Annotated in this window: 18 protein-coding genes; 8 read left to right on the top strand and 10 right to left on the bottom strand. The window is 69.3% G+C overall.

Translation table 11 applies throughout. The features are described 5' to 3' along the window. Nucleotides 1–9 precede the first annotated feature (9 nt). The gene (locus B0E52_RS11860; RefSeq protein ID WP_077484047.1) at nucleotides 10–2466 is read left to right on the top strand and encodes a prolyl oligopeptidase family serine peptidase; all 2457 of its coding nucleotides are present in this window, start codon (nucleotides 10–12) and stop codon (nucleotides 2464–2466) included. Between the two features lie 65 nt (nucleotides 2467–2531). Then, nucleotides 2532–3089, top strand: coding sequence for a DUF2059 domain-containing protein (locus B0E52_RS11855; RefSeq protein ID WP_077484046.1), 558 nt, complete (start codon nucleotides 2532–2534; stop codon nucleotides 3087–3089). 50 nt (nucleotides 3090–3139) lie between these two features. Here B0E52_RS11855 and B0E52_RS11850 read toward each other — a convergent pair whose 3' ends face one another. The 8 genes from B0E52_RS11850 to B0E52_RS11815 form a co-directional block, all read right to left on the bottom strand. Further along, complete coding sequence (locus B0E52_RS11850; RefSeq protein ID WP_077484045.1) at nucleotides 3140–3946, bottom strand: TlpA disulfide reductase family protein; 807 nt, start codon at nucleotides 3944–3946, stop codon at nucleotides 3140–3142. 9 nt (nucleotides 3947–3955) lie between these two features. Beyond that, the gene (locus B0E52_RS11845; RefSeq protein ID WP_077484044.1) at nucleotides 3956–4723 is read right to left on the bottom strand and encodes a sulfite exporter TauE/SafE family protein; all 768 of its coding nucleotides are present in this window, start codon (nucleotides 4721–4723) and stop codon (nucleotides 3956–3958) included. After that, complete coding sequence (locus tag B0E52_RS11840) at nucleotides 4723–5154, bottom strand: TIGR01244 family sulfur transferase (RefSeq protein WP_077484043.1); 432 nt, start codon at nucleotides 5152–5154, stop codon at nucleotides 4723–4725. Before B0E52_RS11840 ends, B0E52_RS11845 begins: the two co-directional genes overlap by 1 nt. After that, on the bottom strand, nucleotides 5151–6098 hold the full coding sequence (locus tag B0E52_RS11835; RefSeq protein WP_077484042.1) for a c-type cytochrome: 948 nt from the start codon (nucleotides 6096–6098) through the stop codon (nucleotides 5151–5153). Before B0E52_RS11835 ends, B0E52_RS11840 begins: the two co-directional genes overlap by 4 nt. Continuing rightward, nucleotides 6095–6748, bottom strand: coding sequence for a c-type cytochrome (locus B0E52_RS11830; RefSeq protein ID WP_077484041.1), 654 nt, complete (start codon nucleotides 6746–6748; stop codon nucleotides 6095–6097). The genes B0E52_RS11835 and B0E52_RS11830 overlap by 4 nt, the downstream gene beginning before the upstream one ends. 8 nt (nucleotides 6749–6756) lie before the next feature. Next, on the bottom strand, nucleotides 6757–7695 hold the full coding sequence (locus B0E52_RS11825) for a substrate-binding domain-containing protein (protein ID WP_077484040.1): 939 nt from the start codon (nucleotides 7693–7695) through the stop codon (nucleotides 6757–6759). 161 nt (nucleotides 7696–7856) lie between these two features. Further along, entirely contained in the window at nucleotides 7857–8396 is a 540-nt protein-coding gene (locus B0E52_RS11820; RefSeq protein ID WP_077484039.1) for a DsrE family protein, read from the bottom strand. Between the two features lie 106 nt (nucleotides 8397–8502). Further along, nucleotides 8503–9375 carry a helix-turn-helix domain-containing protein gene (locus tag B0E52_RS11815; RefSeq protein ID WP_077484038.1) on the bottom strand — a complete coding sequence of 291 codons (873 nt, stop codon included), beginning with the start codon at nucleotides 9373–9375 and terminating at the stop codon, nucleotides 8503–8505. A gap of 305 nt (nucleotides 9376–9680) precedes the next feature. Here B0E52_RS11815 and B0E52_RS11810 point away from each other — a divergent pair, with 305 nt between their 5' ends. Beyond that, nucleotides 9681–9935, top strand: a complete 255-nt coding sequence (locus B0E52_RS11810) for a hypothetical protein (RefSeq protein WP_077484037.1) — start codon at nucleotides 9681–9683, stop codon at nucleotides 9933–9935. 11 nt (nucleotides 9936–9946) lie between these two features. Here B0E52_RS11810 and B0E52_RS11805 read toward each other — a convergent pair whose 3' ends face one another. After that, on the bottom strand, nucleotides 9947–10765 hold the full coding sequence (locus B0E52_RS11805; RefSeq protein WP_077484036.1) for a helix-turn-helix transcriptional regulator: 819 nt from the start codon (nucleotides 10763–10765) through the stop codon (nucleotides 9947–9949). Between the two features lie 167 nt (nucleotides 10766–10932). On the opposite strand from B0E52_RS11805, the gene B0E52_RS11800 reads away from it, so the two are divergent. From B0E52_RS11800 to B0E52_RS11780, 5 genes are all read left to right on the top strand, one after another. Beyond that, the gene (locus tag B0E52_RS11800; RefSeq protein WP_077484035.1) at nucleotides 10933–11181 is read left to right on the top strand and encodes a hypothetical protein; all 249 of its coding nucleotides are present in this window, start codon (nucleotides 10933–10935) and stop codon (nucleotides 11179–11181) included. Between the two features lie 73 nt (nucleotides 11182–11254). Continuing rightward, on the top strand, nucleotides 11255–11713 hold the full coding sequence (locus tag B0E52_RS11795) for a MarR family transcriptional regulator (RefSeq protein WP_077484034.1): 459 nt from the start codon (nucleotides 11255–11257) through the stop codon (nucleotides 11711–11713). Nucleotides 11714–11747: 34 nt separating this feature from the next. After that, nucleotides 11748–13229, top strand: coding sequence for an efflux transporter outer membrane subunit (locus tag B0E52_RS11790; protein ID WP_077484033.1), 1482 nt, complete (start codon nucleotides 11748–11750; stop codon nucleotides 13227–13229). Between the two features lie 9 nt (nucleotides 13230–13238). Further along, complete coding sequence (locus B0E52_RS11785; RefSeq protein WP_077484032.1) at nucleotides 13239–14435, top strand: efflux RND transporter periplasmic adaptor subunit; 1197 nt, start codon at nucleotides 13239–13241, stop codon at nucleotides 14433–14435. A 130-nt stretch (nucleotides 14436–14565) separates the two neighbouring features. Further along, complete coding sequence (locus B0E52_RS11780) at nucleotides 14566–16095, top strand: DHA2 family efflux MFS transporter permease subunit (protein WP_077484031.1); 1530 nt, start codon at nucleotides 14566–14568, stop codon at nucleotides 16093–16095. A gap of 66 nt (nucleotides 16096–16161) precedes the next feature. Here B0E52_RS11780 and B0E52_RS11775 read toward each other — a convergent pair whose 3' ends face one another. Next, nucleotides 16162–16689 (bottom strand): acyloxyacyl hydrolase, encoded by a 528-nt coding sequence (locus B0E52_RS11775; RefSeq protein WP_077484030.1) that lies wholly within the window; start codon nucleotides 16687–16689, stop codon nucleotides 16162–16164. Between the last annotated feature and the right edge of the window lie 183 nt (nucleotides 16690–16872).

The following is a 16872-nucleotide window of genomic DNA, read 5'->3' as shown; positions in this document are numbered from 1 at the left end:
GGAACTCCCATGCGCCGATTGCTGCTCGCCGGCCTGATCGCTCTCGCCACGCTGCCCGCGGCGAGCTTCGCCGCCCCCGCGGCACCGACCGCCGCCAGCGTACCGCTGGACCTGGCCACCATCATGGCCAGCCCCGACTGGATCGGCCATCCGGTGGAGGCGCCGTACTGGAGCGTGGACGGCAAGAGCCTCTACTACACACTGAAGCGCGACGGCGACAGCGTGCGCGATCTCTACCGGGTGAGCGCGGCGGGCGGTGCAGCGACGAAGCTGGATCCCGTCGCGATGGCAGCCGCCGACGGCCCGTCGGTGGTCGACCGCACGCACACGCACGCGGCCTACATCCTGCACGGCGACGTGTTCCTGGTCGATCTGGCCTCGGGCCGTCGCGTGCAGGTGACGCGCTCGCCGCAGCCGGAATCCTCGCCGCAGTTCAGCGCCGACGGCCGCGCGCTGCAGTTCCGCGACGGCAACGACTGGTACGGCTACGACCTCGCCAGCGGCGTCACCGCGCCCGTCACGATCCTGAAATTCGCCGACAACCCGGCCGACAAGAAACCCGACGCGATGGAGCGCCAGCAGCTCGCGCTGTTCAGCACGCTGCGCGAGATCAAGGCCGACCGCGACGCGCACCGCGCGCAGCAGCAGGCGCTGGAAGCCGCCGACGCCAGCCGCGCGCCGCAGCCGTTCTGGCTGGGCGACAAGGTCAAGGCGGTGGACACCGAGCTGTCGCCCGATGGCCGCTGGATGCTGGTGATCACCGAGCCGGCGCACCACGACGACGGCAAGGCGCCGGGCGTGATCCACTACGTCACCGACTCCGGCTATACCGAAGTGCAGAAGGCGCGCGACTACGTGGGCCGCAACGATCCCGCGCCGCAATCGTTGCTGCTGCTCGATCTTGCCGCGCACAAGGCGTGGCCGCTCGCCACCGACACGCTGCCCGGCATCAAGGACGATCCGCTGAAGGCGATCCGCGAGCGCACCGTCGCCGCGCTGGAAAAGGCCGGGCACGCCGATGAGGCCAAGGCGCTTAAGGCGCCCGCGGTGCGCCCGGTGACCATCGCCAACGAGGGCAGCGGCGGCGGCGTCGTGTGGAACGAGGACGGCACGCAGGCGGCCGTGCAGCTGCGCGCGATCGACAACAAGGACCGCTGGATCGCCAGCGTCGACTTCGCGAAGCACGCGCTGGTATCGCAGGATCGCCTGCACGACGACGCGTGGATCAACTGGAGCTTCAACGACTTCGGCTGGCTCAAGGACGGCCGCACGCTGTGGTACCTCAGCGAGGCCAGCGGCTGGTCGCGGCTCTACGCGAAGCCGCTGGATGGCAAGGCCAGGGTGCTCACCGACAACACGCGCTACGAGGTGAGCCAGCCCGCGCTCAGCCCCGACGGCAAGTGGTTCTACCTGCTGGCGAACAAGATCGCGCCGTACAGCTACGACGTCTACCGCGTGCCGGTGGGCGGCGGTGCGCTGACCCGCGTGACGCAGTACGAAGGCGTGGACGGTTTCACACTGTCGCCCGACGGCAACCGGCTCGCCGTGCTGCACTCGGCGCCGTACCGGCTCAGCCAGCTCGCGGTGCTGGACGCCGCCGGCGGCACACCGCGCGAACTCACCGACACCATGAAGAGCGCGTACACCACGCGCGCCTGGATCCAGCCGCAATTCGTCGAGGTACCGTCCTCGCACGGCGCCGGCACGATCCACGCGAAGTACTACGGCTCCGCGAACGAAACCGATGCGCCTGATTCGCGCCCCGCGGTGATCTTCGTGCACGGCGCCGGCTACCTGCAGGACGTGTCCAAGCAAGAGACCTATTACATCCGCGAGCAGATGTTCCAGAACCTGCTGGTGCAGCAGGGCTACGTGGTGCTGGACCTGGACTACCGCGGCTCCGCCGGCTACGGCCGCGACTGGCGCGACGCGATCTACCGCAAGATGGGCCACCCCGAGCTGGAAGACCTGCTCGACGGCAAGGCCTGGCTGGCCAAGCACCACGGCGTCGACCCGAAGCGGGTGGGCATCTATGGTGGCAGCTACGGTGGCTTCATGACCGAGATGGCGCTGCTGCGCGCACCGGGCCAGTTCGCGGCGGGTGCCGCGCTGCGCCCGCCGGCAGACTGGGCCACCTACAACCACGAGTACACCTCGAACATCCTCAACGATCCCCAGCTCGATCCCGAGGCTTACAAGACCAGCTCGCCGATCGAGTACGCGGCGAACCTGCAGGACCCGCTGCTGATCGAGCACGGCCTGATCGACGACAACGTGCTGGCCAGCGATTCCATCCGCCTGTATCAGCGCTTCGTCGAGCTGCACAAGAAGAATTTCTGGATCTCGCTGTACCCGCTGGAACGCCACGACTTCAAGCACGCCGACGACTGGTACGACGAGTACCGGCGCATCGATGAGTTGTTCGATACGTATGTGAAACAGCGTCCGGCGCAAGGCCCGAACTGAGTGCAGAATGGCGCGGCTGCCACCATGGCAGCCGCGCACCCAACCCATACTCAAGGAGAGTACACATGCGTCTGCTCACCCTCGGCCTGCTGGCCGGCTTCCTCGTCTGCGGCTCAGCCGCCGCCGCCACGACGGCAAGCCAACCGCCCAGCGCTGCCTCGATCCAGGAGCTGCTGCAGGTGACCCAGTCGCACAAGATGCTGGATGCCATGAAGGCGCGGATGGATGGAATGATGCGCCAGGCCAGCGAACAGGCCTTGGCTGGACAGCCTGCCGACGCCGGCGAACAGAAGATCATGGACGCGCAGATGGCCAAGCTGAGCACCCTGATGAAGAATCAGCTGTCGTGGGACTCGCTGGAGCCGATGTACGTCGACATCTACCGCCAGAGCTTCACTCAGAAGGAGGTCGACGACATGATCGCCTTCTACAAGTCGCCCTCGGGCCAGTCGATGGTGGCGAAGATGCCGGCAGTGATGGGGCAGGTCATGCAGACCATGCAGGGCAAGATGGCCACCCTGGCGCCGCAGCTGCGGCAGATTTCCGAGGACACGGCGAGCCAGCTCAAGGCCTATGAGGCGAGCAAGCAGAGCGCCGCGGCACCCGCCACCAAGGCCAAGTGATGCCCGTCACCCCGGTCAGGCTTTCAGCATCGGGGTGACACGGCCGGCGACTACGGCTGCGGCGCGATGCGTCGCAGCCGGTCGGCCAGGGTGGCGCGCGACAGTTCGCCCATGTGCTGGTCGCGCAAGATGCCGTCGGCGTCCAGGAACAGCGTGGTGGGATAGCCGTGCGCGCCGTAATGGGCGGACAAGTCGAGCTTGCCGTCGATCAGCACCAGTTGCGGCGCCAATCGCTCCCGGCGCAGGTAGTCCGCCACGGTCGCGGCATCCTCGCCCTGGTCGGCGAACACGAAACGCAACTGCAGCATCCGACGCTGTGCGTCCACCAGCATCGGCAGTTCGCTGCGGCACGGCCCGCACCAGGTGGCCCAGAGGTTGACGACCAGCGGCTTGCCGCGCAGCGACTGCATGGCCACCTCGTGCCCTTCGAGATCGCGCAGCACCACGGCAGGCATGGGCTGCCGCGTCGCCTCGCGAAGGAGCTGCGCGGTCAGCGTGGCGAAGCCCCAGGCGGCCACGCCCGCCAGCGCGCCCGCGGCCAGCGCCTTGCGCAGGGCAGGACGATGCCAGCCGATCAGCAGCGCCGCCAGCACCAGGCCGGCCACGCCGGCCACGGGATCGAAACCGCCGTCGCGCAGGTTGAGGATGCCGAACGGCTGCTCCAGATATTGCTGCCGCCAGCGCAGCACGTAGGCCACGCGCGCCAGCAGCAGGCCGGCGATCACGGCCAGGTACAAGGCGGCGCCGGCGTCGGGCAGGCCGCGCTTGCGCAGGAAGCCGGCGGTGCCCAGCGCGGCGACCAGGCCGAACAGCAGGGCGATCAAGCCGGTGGGAAAAGCGAAGGGACCAAGGTTCACAAGCGGTGCTCAGAAATGCAGGTTGCGCACCAGCATGTACACGGCCACCGCCACGATGGCCAGCGCGAACACCAGGTTGAGCGCGCCGCGGGTGCGCGCCAGTCGCCGCGCGAGGCGTGCGCCAAGCCAGCCGCCGACGATGCCGCCAGCCACGAACAGCGCGGCCACGCGCCAGTCGACCAGGCCGGAGGTGGCGTAGTTGATCGCGGTGGTGGAGGCGAACGCACCCACCGCGACCAGCGAGCTGCCTACGGCGGCGATGATTTCCATGCCGCTGGCGAAGATCAGCCCCGGCACGATCAGGAAACCACCGCCGATGCCGAAGAAGCCGGCCAGCGCGCCCGCGCCGAAGCCGGTGGCGCCGAGCCGGGGAAACAGCCGCGGCTTCGGGTAACGGTTTTCCGCGCCGTTGCGCCGGCCGCGCAGCATCAGCACCGCCACCACCAGCATCAGGACTGCGAACAGCACGAGCAGATGGTGGCCGTCCACGCGCTTGCCCAGCGTGGAGCCGGCGAACGCGCCCAGCACGCCGGCCGCCGCGAACGCCAGCGCGGCCGGCCAGCGCACGTGGCCGGCGCGCGCGTGCGGGATCAGGTTCGCCCAGGCGTTCGCACCCACCGCCACTGCGCTGGTGCCGATCGCGAGATGCGGATCGGGCAGGCCCACCACGTACAACAGCATCGGCGTGGCCAGGATGGAGCCGCCGCCGCCGATCAGCGCCAGCGAGAAGCCCACCAGCCCGCCGCAGGCCAGCGCCAGCAGGTCGGCAGGCAGCATCAGGGCGACGCCCCCGGTGCGCGACGCAGCACCGCGGGGTGCAACACATAGCCGGCATCGGCGGCGATGCGCTGGAGGCTTTCCGCATCCCGCGTGCCCGCCATCGCCAACGCCCACAGGTGGATCGAGCGCGTGCCCGTGCGGCAGAACGCCAGCACCGGCGCGGGCAGCGTGCGCAACGCCTCGGCGAACGCGGCGACATCGGCGTCGCGCCATTGCCCGGAGACGACGGGAATGTGACGCCACGCGAGCCCGTGCGCTGCCGCGGCCTGCACGAGTTCGGCGCTGGCCGGCTGGTCTGCCGTCTCGCCATCGGGGCGATTGCAGAGCAGGCTGCGCCAGCCTTGCGCAGCCAGCGCGGCGATGTCGTCCGCATCGAGTTGCCCGGCCACGCCGAACGCGGGCGTGAGGCGATGCACGGGCGTGCTCATTTCGCCGCCCCGCTGCCAAGCAGGTGGCCGTTGACCGTGGTGCCGTACAGCGACATCGGGGTGTCGTGGTACTTCGCGCGCGTGGCGGCCACGTCGCCGGCGTAGCGTGGATCCTGCGGGCGCTCGTGCGCATCCATGTACATCGCCACGTCCCAGGCGTCCTGGTCGCTGAGCGTACCGCCGCGGCTCAGCGGCATGTTCGCCTTGATGAAGGCGGCGGCGTTGTCGAGCTGGTGCATGCCCGCGCCCCAGTTGAAGGACTGCGGTCCCCACAGCGGCGGGAACACGTTGCGCCCGTTCACTTGCTGGCCCTGGCCGTCGGCGCCGTGGCACAGCGCGCAGTCCTTCGCGTAGACCGCGGCGCCACGCGCGTAGTCGGGCGGTTGCGGCGGCTTGAAGCCCTGCTTCGGATAACCCGCGCCGGCCAGCTTCACGCCGGTGGGCGCGCCCTTGGCCATCCACCACGCGTAGGTTTGCAGCGCCACGATCACGTCGCTGTCCAGCGGCGGCGCCTTGCCGTTCATGCTGTAGCGGAAGCAGCCCTGCAGGCGTTCGCCGAAGCTGTTCACGCGGCCGTTCTTCTTGCGGTATTGCGGGTACACGCCCCAGGCGCCCCACAGCGGCGCGGAGTTCGCGAGGCGCCCCGCGTCGAGGTGGCAGTTGCTGCAGCTGAGGCCGTTGCCCACGTAGTCGTGCGCGTGCGCGGGCGTGTCGGTGAAGATCGCCATGCCGCGGCGAATCTCGTCGCCCAGCGGGCCGGCGGGAATCTCGGCTTCAGCCGGCGGCGTGAATGCGGGCGGCGCCTTGGCCTGCGTCGGTTCGCTCGTCGTTTTCGCCACGCTGGCAGCGGGCGCCGGCTTCGCGGCGACCGGCGCCTCGGACGCGGGATGCGAACACGCGGCAAGCACCAGCGTGCCGAGCAACGCGATCGGCAAATGTTTCATGGCGTGCTCCCTCTGGCCGGCAGCGGCTGCGCGGCGAACCAGCCGGCCACGGCCTGGATCTCCTGCGGCGTGAGCTGCTTCGCGACGTGCTGCATCAGCGCCAGCGGATCGTTGCGGCGCGTGCCCTGCTGCCATGCACGCAGCTGCGACTCGATGTAGGCCGCCGGCTGGCCGGCCAGCGGCGGGAAGTTCGCGCCCACGCCCACGCCCCCGGGCGCATGGCATTGCACGCAGCCGGGCAGCGCGCGGCTCCAGTCGCCGCGCGTGGCCAGGCGTTCGCCTTCGGCAGCGGGCTTCGCCGCGGCCGGCTTGGCCAACTGCGCCGGCAGCGGCAGCGCGCTGTAGTACTGCGCCAGCGCCGCGCGCTCGTCTTCGCTGAGCGCCTTCGCGTTCGGCTGCATCACCGGATTCGTGCGCGCGCCGTTCGCGAAGTCGTCGAGCTGGCGCTGCAGGTAGGCCGCGTCGAGCCCGGCGAGCCGCGGATAGCCGGTGGCTTCCATGCCGCCGCCGTCGACGCCGTGGCAGGCCATGCAGGGCGCGGCACCCTTGCCGTTGCCTTGCTTGACGATCTTGGCGGCACTCGTGGCGGCATCGGTGGCGCCGGCGGCCAGTGGCGCCAGCAGAGCGAGCAGGGCAAGGATGCGCAGCATGGCAGGCCTCACTTCGGCGGCTGGAAGCCGTACTTGCGGTAGATCGCCTGCGCGATCGGGCTTTGCATGAAGGCAAGGAAGTCCTTCGCCGCCTGCGGATGCGGCGCGGCCTTCAGGCGCGCGGCGGTGTAGGTGGCGACGGCGTTCTGGTTCGCGGGGATCGCCACCGTCTCGACCGGGTGATGCAGGATCTGCTGCTGGAAATACGCCTCGGTGGACCACACCGGCGCGGCGTCGGACTCGCCCTGCAGCACGCGCAGCGGCGACTGGCGGTGGTGGATGTGGGTGAGGAAGGTGCTGCCGTCCTGCACCTTGGTCACCATGATTTCATGATCCAGCGCCTCGCCGCCGGCCTTGCGGTAGCCGGCCTCGATCTGTTTCGCGATGCCTTCCCACGCGGGGTTCGGCATGCTCACGCGCACATCGGGGCGACCGAGATCCTTCAATCCCTCGATGTGCTTGGGATTGCCCTTCGCCACCAGGATCGCCAGCGGGTTGCGCGCGTAGTCGGCGGTGGCGGCGAACCAGCCGTGCTCCTTCTGCAGCCGCTCGACCGCGCCCTTGCCGGCCGTGTAGACGTCCGGCTTCAACGCCAGGCGCAAGTTGCCCATCACCAGCGCGCCGCTCGCGATCTGCTTCGCCAGGATGCCGGGCGGCAGGGTCTCGACGAACACGCGCTGGTATTCGGGATGCGCCTGCTTGAACGCCGCGACCAGGTCGTGCACCACCATGAACTGGTTGCCGGCGAAGAACACCGTGAGCTGCGGATCGACCACGTCGCCGTGCAGGTCGGCGATCGCGTCGAACGGCGGCACGCTGAATTGCAGGCCCGCGGGCGGCGGGTTCCAGGGCGGAAGGTAGTCGGGCTGGGTTTGGGCGGCGGCTTGGGCGGCGGCGCAGAGTGCGCCGAGCGCGAGGGCAAGCAGCCACGAGTGTTTGTGCTTCATTGGTATTCCCCAAGAGCAAGAGCGCGTGCTTGATGCCAAAAAAGTGCGCCCTGCACTTTTTTGGCTCGCCGAGCCCGGCAAGGCCGGACCCGGCTCCGATCGAGCAGGCGCGTGCCGCGCCGGTTCGACGTCGGGCCATCCATGGCCCGGCTGATGCCCCTTTACAGGGGCATCAGGGCATAGCCCTGCTGCTGCAGCTCGGTGATCGTGGTGAGCGCGGACAGCGCCACCTCCACGTCCTTCGCCACCCAGGCGTCCTCGAAGTGGTTCTCGATCACTGCCTGCCCGCACACCGCCACCGTGACGCCGGCTTTGCGCAGCTGCGCGATCGCGGCGAGGTTGGGGTTGGCCACGCCGAACTTCGCGCGGTAGTGCGCGTCGTCGAGCACGAGCGCGGTGGCCGGGCCGTAGGCGATGGCGACGAACTTCAGGTGGTCGAGCGGCACGCCCGCGGCGGCGTACAAGTTCACCGTGCGCGCCACGCGCTCCAGCGCGGGGTTGACGTGGTCGGGCTTGTCGCCGGGTTTGGTCATCGCGAACACCACCTTGTAGGTGGCGTTGCGATCGGGCAGGTAGGCCGCGTGCGGCACCGGGTGGAACGCGCCGGCGGCGGTGATGACGGGTGCCGGGTTGTCGGCCGCCATCGCGGCGGCGGGCAGCAGGCTGAGCACGAGCAATCCGGAGAGCAGCGGACGGAGCATGGCGACCTCGATGCATGGCGACGCGGATGAGCGACGCTGCATGCTAGGCCGGCCCGCATCGATAAGCCAAGACGGTTTTGATGATGGTGACGATAAACACGTCTTATCAGGCCAGCTCCGGCTCCGCCTCGCCCGCATGCTGCAGCCGGCGCGCGATGCGCGCGAAGCTGGTCGCGGTCGCGGCGTCCTCCGGCACGAAGAAGAACGCGGTGGCGCCGCTGGCGGTGCCGTCGGCGTCGCGCAGCGGGAAGCGGTTGGAATGCAGGCGCACCTCGCCGAATTCGGGATGGCGGAAATGTCCCGACCACGCGGTCAGTGGCGCGGTGTAGTGGCGCCGCCACAGCGCGGGGAACTCGGGGCTGGCCGCGCCGAGCGCCTCGATCAGTGTCTCGAAGCGGGGATCGTCGGGGTGCGCCGCCTGGTTCACGCGGAAGATGCCGAGCAGGTTGAGCAGGCCCGGCTCGAAGCAGGGTTCGTACAGCCGCCGCCGCGCCGGGTTCATGAACGCGTTCCACAGGTGGTTGGCGGCGAAGCGGCCGCGGCATTCGCCGAACCGGTACAGCCGCTCGGCCAGTGCGTTGCAGGCCAGCACGTCGAACACCGGATCGAGCACGAAGGCCGGCGCCTGGTAAAGGTCGAGCACGCCTTGCACCGTGGGCGGCAGCAGCACGTGGTTGCGCACCGGCTCCGCGCGCGCCAGCCCGGCCAGCGCGAACAGGTAGGCCTCGTCGGTGGCGTCCAGTTGCAGCGCCCGCGCGATGCGCGCCAGCGCCGCGGCGGACACGTTGATCGCGCGCCCCTGTTCCAGCCACGTGTACCAGGTGAGGCCCACCTCGGCCAGCGCGGCCACTTCCTCGCGGCGCAGGCCGGGCGTGAGCCGGCGCCCGCCGCGCGGCAGGCCCACCGCCTCGGGCGCGAGCGCGGCGCGGCGAGTGCGCAGGAAGGCCTTCAACTCGGTGCGTTGCCGGGAATGCTGCATGCGTGCGGGGCCGGGGTGGTAGTAGGAATACCAGCAGCGGGAACTGTCTCCCCATGCTGCTGACGGCGATTTATGGTGACGCTACCCATCGGATCCAACGCTACTCCCCAGATCCAACGGATGTCCCGGCCCGTCCGTCATGGATGGCACTGCCGGGCCGGGATATCCCGCGGTTGCGTGCAACGCGCAACCCCTTCGCCGCCTCGCACCCCGTTCCCCGCACGCTCCGGATGGAAGCTCCGCGCGTGCCGCCGGTAACGTCGAGGCCACGTCCCACGTCCCTGTTGCCATGCAAGGAGATCGACATGTCGTTGCTGATCACCGACCGCGAAGCCGCCAGCCGCGTGCTGGCGGAACCCGATGCGCTGACCGATTTCGTGGTCAATGCGCAACTGATGCTGGACCCGGCCACGCCCGAGCCGGTGCGCCGCGAGGCCGAGCCGCGGCTGCTGGCCCTGCTGCCCACGCTGCAGGCGCTGGGCGTGTTCGAACTGTTCGCGATCCGCGATCCGGCGCTGGCAGCGATGGTGCGCGACGAATTGCCGGAGGACCGGCGCTGAGCGAGGCCGGCTCAGGCGGACACCGCAGGCGCGCGTTCGAAGTAGCGTGCCGGCGACTGCCCGCAGGCGCGCCGGAACATCGCGATGAAGGCACTCGTGTTGGCATAGCCGGTGGCCTCGGCCACCTGCGCCACCGGCATGCCTTCGGCCAGCCGTTCCAGCGCGCGGCTCAGTCGCGCTTGCTGGCGCCACTGCGCGAAACTCAGCGCGGTCTCGTGACGGAACAGCCGGCTGAGGCTGCGCGCCGACAGGCCGGCGTGCCCGGCCCAGTCCTCCAGGCTGCGGTTGTCCTGCGGTGCCTTCAGCACCGCATGGGCGATGCGCAGCAGGCGGCGGTCGACCGGCATCGGCAGGTGCAGCGGCTCCTGCGGCGCACGGCGCAACTCGTCCAGCAACACCACGGACACGCGCTCCTGTTCCGATTCCAGGCGCTCGGCCAGCACCCAGCTGCTGGCGCGCCGCACCAGCGCGCGCATCAGCTCGCTGGTGCCGAGCACGCAAGGGCGCTCGGGCAGACCCGCGCAGACATCGGGCGCGAGGAACAGGCCCCAGCCGCTCATCGGCCCGCTCACGCTCACCGTGTGCAGTTCGCCGGGCGGCATCCAGCCGGCACGGTGCGGCGGCAGCAGCCAGGAACCGTAGCGGGTGTGCACGTGCAGCAAGCCGCTCTCGATGCAGTACACCTGCCCGCGCAGGTGGCGGTGCCAGTCGTGCGTACGGGTTTCCCCGTCCTGCTCGCTGGCCGCCTCGCCCTCGTCCCAGTAGGCGATCACGGCGGGGCCGTCGGCGCTCTCGATGCGGTCGTGCAGCTGTTGGTGCCAGGCGCCCATGTCCGATTCTCGACATTTATTGACCAAGTAACGTTATCAGTTTGCCGCCGCGCGTGCGTAAGCTGGCCGACGTCCGGCACCGACCGCCGGATCGCGCTGCCGCTGCCATCGCCCGCGGTTCCCCGCCTCCCCGCTCGCCGCTCCAGCGTCCCCACCGGAGAGTCCGCATGCCCCCGTCCACGCTGTCCGTTGCCGTTCCGTTCCGTTCGCCGCTGGAAACCTTCGTCGCCTGCGCCCACGAGATGCTCGATCCGGCCACGCCGGAAGCCGCGCGCCGCCGCGCCGAACCCCGCCTGCTGGCCGTGCTGCCCGCGCTGCAGGCGCTGGGCGTGTTCGAGCTGTTCTCGATCCGCGACCCGGCCTTGGCCGCAATGGTGCGCGACGAGCTGGAGGCGCGCCGGCAGCGCCACGGCTGATCTTGCCGGGACAAAATTCGACGCACATATATTTGCCTTGACAAATATAATTTTGGCAATAGAATGCGCGGCCATGAACACCGAATCCATCGCCTTCTCCAGCCCGCGCGAGAGCCTCGGCGTCCTGCTGGGCCTGGTGCGCACCGAGATCGTGCGCGCCATGGAGGCGGAGATCACGACCAAGGGTCTGGAGCTGAAATTCACCCAGTTCCTGATACTGAAGCGGCTGGCCCGGCTGGGCCCGATGAGCGCCACCGAGCTGGCCCGTTCGGTGGAGCTGGACGGCGGCGCGATGACCCGCCAGCTCGACCAGCTCGAACGCAAGGGTTACTTGCGCCGGCGCCCGCACGAGCAGGACCGGCGCGCGCTGCGCATCGAGCTCACCGCCGAAGGCGATGCGCTGTGGCGGCAGCTCAACGGCTGCAACGAACACGTGCTGGCCGCGGCCCAGGCCTCGCTGGATGCCGACGAGCGCGACCGGCTGCACGACTACCTGGAGCGCGTGCTGCACGCGCTGCGCAACAAAGACTGACCCCTACTCCCACCTGTTTCGAGACCGAAAGCTCATGCGTCTGCATCTCCTTGCGGCAGCGGTCGGACTGACCCTCGCGCTGGCCGGTTGCGCCAGCAGCGGCGGGCTGCATCCGGACGGCACGCCGATCGACCCGTCCTCACTCCAGGCCGGACGCAGCCTCGCCCACGTGCCGGCCGACGCCGCGTGGCCGCAGGCGGATTGGTGGACCGGGCTGGGCGATCCTCAGCTCGACGCGCTGATCGCCGAGGCGCTGCACGACAACCCCAGCCTCGCCGTCGCCGATGCACGCGCTCGCGGAGCGCAGGCCGCGGCCGGTGTCGCCGAGGCTGCGCGCCGGCCCAGCGTGAACGGCGGTGCCGCGATCGCCGGCGCCCGTCCGCCGGGCGCGTTCGGCAGCAAGCTGGCGCACTTCTCGATGGCCAAGTACGGCTACGCCAGCTTCAAGTGGGATCTCGACCTGTGGGGCGGCAAGCGCGCCGCCTGGGAAGCGGCGGTGGGCCAGGCCCGCGCCGCCGAGGTCGAGGCGCAGGCCGCGCGTATCGAGCTGTCCGGCAACGTGGCGCGCGCCTACGTGCAGCTGGGCTACGCCTATGCGCAGCAGGACGTGGCGAAGGCCGAACTGCAACGCGCGAACGAGTCGCGCGAGCTGACCCGTCAGCGTGTCGCCGCCGGTATCGACAACCAGTTGCAGCTGAAGCAGGGCGACGCCGAGGTGGCGAGCGCCGAGGAACAGCAGGCCGTGGCCGCCCGCGCGATCGACGCGGCGCAGTCCGCACTGTCGGTGCTGCTGGGCAAGGGCCCGGATCGCGGCCTCGACATCAGCCGACCGCGGCTGTTGACGCCGTCGACCCTGAGCGTGCCGGCGAATCTGCCGGTGGATCTGCTCGGCCATCGCGCCGATCTGGTCGCCGCGCGCTGGCGGGTGGAAGCGGCGAGCAAGGACATCAAGGTCGCCAAGACCGAATTCCTGCCGAACGTGAGTCTCGGCGCGATGGCCGGCCTGCTCAGCCTGGGCGGCGGCAACCTGTTCGAGGCCTCGTCGCGGTTCTATCAGGTGGGCCCGTCGCTCAGCCTGCCGATCTTCGATGGCGGCCGGCTGCGCGCGAACCTCGGCGGCAAGGATGCGCAGTACGACCTCGCCGTGGCGCAGTACAACCAGACCCTGGTGAGCGCCGTCAACGAAGCGGCCGACGATGTCGACGCGCTGCAATCGCTCAAGGAGCAGGCCTCCGCGCAGCAGCGCGCCGTGGATGCCGCGAGCGACGCGTGGAAGCTCGCCGAACAGCGCTACACGGCCGGCGTGGGCAGCTATCTGGAGGCGCTGAGCGTGCGCCAGCAGCTGCTCGCCGCCGAGCAGCGCATGGCCGCGTTGCAGGCGCAGCAGTCCGACCGGTCGGTGCAGCTGATCCAGGCCCTCGGCGGGGGCTACCGCCCCACGCCCGACCAGCCGGCCGAGCAGCCGGCGCCGGCGTCCGCCGCATCCGTTTCCCCCGCATCCGCACACCATTCCTGAGGCAGCTCCATGTCCAGCCAGAACCCCACCGCGGCCGCCACCCCGGCCGCCCAGCCGCCGCAGAACAACAAGCGCCGCGGCTTCCTGTTGCGCGCGCTAGCTGCGATCGTGGTACTCGCCGCGATCGCCTGGGCGCTGTGGTATTTCCTCGACGGCCGCTGGCACGAGGGCACCGATGACGCCTACGTGGGCGGCAACGTGGTGCAGCTCACCCCGCAGATCCCCGGCACCGTGGTCACCATCGGCGCCGACGACGGCGACCTGGTGAAGCAGGGCGACGTGCTGGTGAAGCTCGACCGCTCCAACGCCGACGTGGCGGTGGCCGAGGCGAAGGCGAATCTCGCCGCCACCGTGCGCAAGGTGCGCGGCCTGTATTCCAGCGTCAACGGCCAGCAGGCGTTGGTCGCCGCGCGCGAGACCGCGGTGGCCAAGGCCAAGGCCGACTACGACCGCCGCACGGGGCTGGCGAAGTCCGGCGCGATCTCGGCCGAGGAGCTGTCGCACGCCCGCGACGAGCTGACTGCCGCGCAGAGCGCCCTGGTCGCCGCCCAGCAGCAGTACCAGACCAGCAAGGTGCTGGTGGACGACACCGTGGTCGCCTCGCATCCCGACGTGCAGGCCGCCGCGGCGCAGTTTCGCGCCGCCTACCTCGACGACGAGCGCACCACCCTGGTGGCGCCGGTGACCGGCTATGTGGCGATGCGCTCGGTGCAGCTGGGCCAGCGCGTGGCGCCCGGCACGCCGCTGATGGCGGTGGTGCCGCTGCACGAGGTGTGGATCGACGCAAACTTCAAGGAAACCCAGCTCACCCACATGCGCATCGGCCAGCCGGTGGAAATCGAGTCCGACGTCTACGGCGGCAAGGTGAAGTACCAGGGCAAGGTGTCCAGCCTCGGCATCGGCACCGGCAGCGCGTTCTCGCTGCTGCCCGCGCAGAACGCCACCGGCAACTGGATCAAGATCGTGCAGCGCATCCCGGTGCGCGTGGTGTTCACCGACCCGAAGCAGCTCGACCAGCACCCGCTGCGCATCGGCATGTCGCTCAACGTGGACGTGAGCCTGCACGACCAGAACGGCCCGATGCTGGCGCAGCAGCCGCCGACCCAACCGGCCTTCAGCACCGATGTCTACGAACAGCAGGCACACAAGGCCGACGGCCTGATCGCCGAGATCATCCACGCCAACATGGCGGGCAATTCCAAGTGACGTCTGACTCCCTCCCCTGCGCGCAGGGGAGGGTTGGGGTGGGGTGCCTTGGCTCGGCGAAAAGCCACCCCCTCCCGACCTCCCCCTGCACGCAGGGGGAGGAGCAACTCCACCGCACTGACCAGACTCCATGAGCACCCATTTCCGTCCACCGAATCTCGCGCTGACCACGTTCGGCCTGTCGCTGGCCACCTTCATGCAGGTGCTGGACACGACGATCGCGAACGTGTCGCTGCCGACCATCGCCGGCAACCTCGGCGTGAGCAACGACCAGAGCACCTGGGTGATCACCTCGTTCGCGGTCAGCATGGCGATCTCGTTGCCGCTGACCGGCTTCCTCACCCGCCGCTTCGGCGAGGTGAAGCTGTTCGTGTGGTGCACGCTGCTGTTTTCGCTGACCTCGTTCATGTGCGGCGTGTCGCAGAGCATGGGCATGCTGCTGCTGTTCCGCGCGCTGCAGGGCGCGGTGGCCGGACCGATGTACCCGGTGACGCAGAGCCTGCTGATCGGTGTCTATCCGAACGAAAAGCGCGGCATGGCGCTGGCATTGCTGTCGATGGTGACGGTGGTGGCGCCGATCGCCGGCCCGATCCTGGGCGGCTGGATCACCGACAACTACTCATGGCCGTGGATCTTCTTCATCAACGTGCCGATCGGCATCTTCGCCAGCGTGGTGGTGGCTGCGCAGTTGCGCGAGAAGCTGGAGAAACTGGAGCGACCGCGGGTGGATTACGTCGGCCTGATCACCCTGATCATCGGCGTGGGTGCGCTGCAGGTGGTGCTGGACAAGGGCAACGACGCGGACTGGTTCCATTCCAACTTCATCATCATCACCAGCATCGTGTCGGCCATCTCGCTGGCGATCTTCCTGATCTGGGAATTGACCGACAAGGACCCGATCGTCGACCTCAAGCTGTTCCGGCACCGCAACTTCACCACCGGCACCATCGCGATGGTGCTGGGTTACGCGGCGTTCTTCTCGATCGCGCTGCTGGTGCCGCTGTGGTTGCAGCAGAACCTGGGCTACACCTCGACCTGGGCCGGCTTCGCCACCGCGCCGCTGGGCGTGATCCCGGTGCTGCTGACCTTCTTCGTCGGCAAGTACGCCACGCGCATGGATCTGCGCCTGCTGGCTGCGCTGTCGTTCATGGTGATGGGCGCCACCTGCTTCATGCGCGCGGACTTCTACCTGCAAGTCGATTTCTACCACGTGGCGATGGTGCAGCTGTGGCAGGGTCTGGGCGTGGCGTTGTTCTTCATGCCCACCTTGACCATCCTGCTGTCGGACCTGCAAGGCAACGAGATCGCCGCGGGCTCGGGGTTGTCGACCTTCCTGCGTACGCTGGGCGGCAGCTTCTCGGCATCGATCACCACGCTGATGTGGACGCGGCGCGCGGTGACCCACCACGAGCAGTTGGCCGAGCACATCAATCCGTACAACCCGGTATCGCAGGCGGCGATGCAGCACCTGGGCCACGGCAACCCGCAATTGGGCGGCAGCGTGATCAACGGCATGATTACCCAGCAGAGTTTCCAACTCTCGTTCAACGAGGTGTTCTACGTGCTGGGCTGGATCTTCATTGCCCTGATCGCGGTGATCTGGCTGGCCAAGCCACCATTCACGCCGAAGACGAAAGGCGCACCGGCCGGCGGTCACTGACGCACGGACGGCCCACACGACAACGGCCCCGTTCGGGGCCGTTGTCGTGTGGGGGTGACGCAGTGCCTACAGATCGAAGCCCACGCCCACCAAGGCCATCGTCTCGCCGCGGTTAGGCTCGTGCAGCTTGCCGTTGGAGATGTGGCGGACCTGGAAGCTGAGGTGGCGCCACTGCCAGCCCACGGTGTTGACGAATTCGTAGGCGCTGCTGAGCGCCTGGGTGCGGCCGCTGTGCAGCGCGACTTGGAAGCCGTAGAAGAAATGGCTGTACCAGTCGCCGGGGCCGCCCGCGCTGAGGCGCACGCCGCCGGCGGCCAGCCAGATGTCGTCGCTGGTGCCGTAGTGGGCATGGCGGTAACGCTCGATATCGCGACCGTTGATCCAGCCCAGCGAGAGATCGGGTGCCCAGCGGACGCCGGTGTCGCCGAGCGGGTGGGCGGCGAACACGCTTTCGACGAACACGGCGTTGGCGGCGCGGCTGTCCATGTAGCTGCGGCCGGCCTGCAGTTCGATATGGGCGGCGGCGACCGGCAGGGCCGCGAACGCCAGAGCGATCGCCGCGAGGGGGCGAAGGAAACGCGGGGAGCGGGACATGAAGAAATACCTGCGGGGACAGAGGATCTAATTCATGAACTATACCGCACGGTATTGTAAATGAACCGTACTCGACCGGTGCCTGCGACGACCGGAAACACAGCGTTTCGCCTGCGGCAACCATGCGGGGCACCCCACCGGGCCCTTGGCGATCAGCCATGACCGCGAAGGTCAAACGGGCAG

This window comes from Rhodanobacter sp. C06 (assembly GCF_002001105.1).
In the GTDB taxonomy this organism is placed as follows: domain Bacteria; phylum Pseudomonadota; class Gammaproteobacteria; order Xanthomonadales; family Rhodanobacteraceae; genus Rhodanobacter_A.
The sequence above is the reverse complement of the archived record's forward strand: the minus strand, read 5'-3'. Positions and strand labels throughout refer to the sequence as shown.